The organism is Burkholderia sp. E168m23 (assembly GCF_016586125.1).
GTDB classification, from domain to species: Bacteria; Pseudomonadota; Gammaproteobacteria; order Burkholderiales; family Burkholderiaceae; genus Burkholderia; species Burkholderia orbicola.
This window is the reverse complement of sequence record NZ_BCPP01000863.1, coordinates 1-3,078: the sequence shown is the minus strand read 5'-3', so window position 1 is coordinate 3,078 and position 3,078 is coordinate 1. Positions and strand designations below refer to the sequence as shown.

Below are 3,078 nucleotides of genomic sequence, written 5' to 3'. Positions count from 1 at the left end.
CAGAGTGCGCTGCAGAGCATCTGGGCGAGCTACGCGGGGCCGCAGACGGTGACGGGGCCGGTGCTCGTCGTCCGTTACACGGAAGTCACGCGCGTGAGCGACGACGCGCGGGCCGGCGGCAAGGCGAAAACCAGCCTGAAAAGCGAGACGAAACGGCTGCTCGTGTTCCCGAAGACGCTGAAGGTCGACGGCACGCTGTCGGTCAGCGTGCGCTATCGCGGTATCCATAAAGCGCTCGTGTACGGGCTCGACAGCCGGATCACGGGCACACTGCCGCTGCCGGACCTGAAGAAGCTGCCGGAGGCCGACGGCCACGTGAGCTTCAAGATCGACGGCGCATACGTCGCGCTCGGCATCGGCGACCTGCGGGGGCTGAAGGCGCAGCCCGACCTGCGCATCGGCGGCAAGCGGATCGACGTGGAGCAGGGCACGCGGCTCGACAGCCTGCGCCAGGGCGTGCATGCGAACGTCGATCTCACGGCGCTGGCGGACGCAAACGCCGGCGCGACGGTCGTGCCGTTCAGCATCGGCCTGCCGCTGGCGGGCGCCGAATCGGTCGCGTTCGCGCCGGTGGGCGACCAGAACGACTTCTCGCTGAAATCGACGTGGCCGCACCCGAGCTTCGGCGGCGAGTTCCTGCCGGCGGAGCGCACGATCGATGCGCGCGGCTTCGTCAGTAACTGGCACGTGACGTCATTCAACACGAAGGCGCGCGAGCAAGTGGCGTCCGGCAACGGCGGGGGCGAGATCGAGATGGCGTCGGTATCGGTGATCGAACCCGTGAACGTCTATCTGCAGGCCGAACGCGCGACGAAATACGGTGCGCTGTTCGTGATGCTCACGTTCGCGAGCTTCTTCATGTACGAGCTCGTGAAGCGGCTGCGCATTCACCCGATCCAGTACACGCTGGTCGGCCTGTCGCTCGCGCTGTTCTTCCTGCTGTTGCTGAGCCTGTCCGAGCATATTGCGTTCGGCTATGCGTATCTCGCGGCAAGCGGCGCATGCATCGGGCTGCTCGGCTTCTACCTGTCGTTCGTGCTGCACAGCGTGAAGCGCGGCGCGACGTTCACCGTGCTGCTTGCGATGTTGTACGCGGCGCTCTACGGGCTGCTGCTGTCGGAAGACAATGCGCTGATGCTCGGTTCGCTGCTGCTGTTTGCGATCCTTGCCGGCATCATGACGCTCACGCGCCGCGTCGACTGGTATTCGCTCGGCGCCGCGTGGCAGCCGCTGGCCGACAAGCCGGGAGCGGTGAAGCCGGGCGCGCCGGCGAAGTAAGCGAGCGGGTGCAGGCAAGCGCGCGCGCCGGTCGGGAAAGCCGTGACCGGCGCGCGTTTTTACGCAGGCCCGATGCTTTTCACACGGCCCTCTCGGGCCGACGAAGCCGCGCTAGCGGAATCTCGGCGATGGCTGCGATCTCGAGGCAGCGGCCGGCGTGCGTTTGCACACGGCCGATGCCTCTCACGCGGCGCTCTCGGGCCGACGAAACCGCGCCAGCGGAATCTCGGCGATGGCCGCGATCTCGATCAGCAGGTCGGGATGGTAGAGACGTTCGACCTGGACGGTCGTCGTCACCGGATAGGGTTCGGCGAAGTAGGTCTTGCGGATGTCGCCGGCCTGCATGAACGCATCGATGTCGGTGGCGTAATGGACGAGCGAGATCACGTCGCGCAACTGCCCGCCCAGCGCGGCCAGCACGTCGCGGATGTTGTCGAGCGTTTGCCGGACCTGGGCGCGCATGTCGCCGGCGCCGACTGGCTGCCCGTCTCGGTCGAGCGCGACCTGTCCCTTCAGATGCACGATCCGCCCGTCGCCCTGGATCACGGCCATCGAAAACGCGCCGAACGGCGCCCAGACTTCCGGGGGATTCACGGCTTCGGCCATCGTGCGGCTCCTGTGGGTCGAAATGGGCGAGCGCAGCGGCGTGCCGCATGCGGCGATCGCGCCATGACGGATGCGTTCATCGGCGACCCGCCCGGCCTGCCGAACGCGGCGGCGGCCCGGATCGCCCTATACTGACCACTCCACATTACCGGACCACGCCGTGCCGAACCAAGCTTCCGGAGATCCTTCCGTCGACGATCCCCGCCCGACCCCGCCTGTCCAACCCGAACTGGAAGACTGCTGCAACAGCGGTTGCTCGCCGTGCGTCTTCGATCTTTACGACGAAGCGCTCGCGCGCTATCGCGTCGAACTGGCCGAATGGGAGGCGCGGCATGCACAGCGCGAGCCTCACCGATGAAACGGAGGAGGCCGGCGAGCCGCCACGCCGCGCATGCGCCATGCCCGTTTCCGGGCCTGGACTGACGGTGTCGGCACCGCCGCACGTCAGCCGTCACGCATCCGCATGCAGCCGCCGATGCAGCGGCCCGAGCGCCATCGACAGCGCGACGCAGCCCAGCAGCACGATTGTCAGCGTGAACATCGACGCCCTGAAGCCCTGCACGTAATCGAGCGCGGCCGGATGCACGCCGAGCCGCGCGAAGAACACGCCGCCGATCGTCGCGGCGCCGACCGCCGCGCCGATCTGCAGCATCGCGCTGACCATCCCGGACGCGACTCCCGCGCGGGCCGCATCGACTTCCGCGAGTACGATCCGCACGACCGACGGCAGCACGAGCCCTTGCCCGATGCCGATCGCCGCGATGCCCGCATAGAAGCCGGGCCCCGGCGCGCCGTCGCGGGCGAGCGCGGCGGCGATCGCGACGCCGGCCGCGAGCATCGCGAAGCCGAGCGTGAGCACGCGATACCCGCCGAAGCGGGCGACGAGGCGCGTCGTCAGCAGCGGGCTCGCGAGGAAACCGAGCCCGAGCGGCAGGATCGCGAACCCGGACGCGAGCGGCGACCAGTTCAGGCAGCCCTGCAGATAGATCCCGTAGCTCAGGAAGAACGCACTCAGCGTGTAGAACAGGAACGCGAGCAGGAGCCCGAGCGCGACGACCGGGTTGCGGAGCAGCCGCACGTCGAGCAGCGGATCGTGGCCGCGCGCGAGCCGGCGCGCTTCGACCGCCAGCAGCGCGCCGAGCATCGGCAGCGCGCCGACGCCGCACGCGATCATCCACAGCGGCCAGCCGGCTT

The 3,078-nt window shown here is 68.6% G+C and carries 4 protein-coding genes; 2 read left to right on the top strand and 2 right to left on the bottom strand.

Annotated features, from left to right (window positions below; translation table 11 throughout):
• A partial coding sequence (creD, locus tag JMF90_RS30960; protein ID WP_201325869.1) for a cell envelope integrity protein CreD occupies nucleotides 1-1,278 on the top strand: 1,278 nt, incomplete at its 5' end.
• Between the two features lie 183 nt (nucleotides 1,279-1,461).
• Here the strand turns inward: creD and JMF90_RS30955 are convergent.
• Nucleotides 1,462-1,884 (bottom strand): RidA family protein, encoded by a 423-nt coding sequence (locus JMF90_RS30955; RefSeq protein WP_011547348.1) that lies wholly within the window; start codon nucleotides 1,882-1,884, stop codon nucleotides 1,462-1,464.
• 160 nt (nucleotides 1,885-2,044) lie between these two features.
• Here JMF90_RS30955 and JMF90_RS30950 point away from each other — a divergent pair, with 160 nt between their 5' ends.
• Complete coding sequence (locus JMF90_RS30950; protein WP_006480905.1) at nucleotides 2,045-2,242, top strand: oxidoreductase-like domain-containing protein; 198 nt, start codon at nucleotides 2,045-2,047, stop codon at nucleotides 2,240-2,242.
• Nucleotides 2,243-2,335: 93 nt separating this feature from the next.
• Here the strand turns inward: JMF90_RS30950 and JMF90_RS30945 are convergent.
• Nucleotides 2,336-3,078: MFS transporter (locus tag JMF90_RS30945; RefSeq protein WP_201325868.1), on the bottom strand; the 743-nt coding region annotated here is incomplete at its 5' end.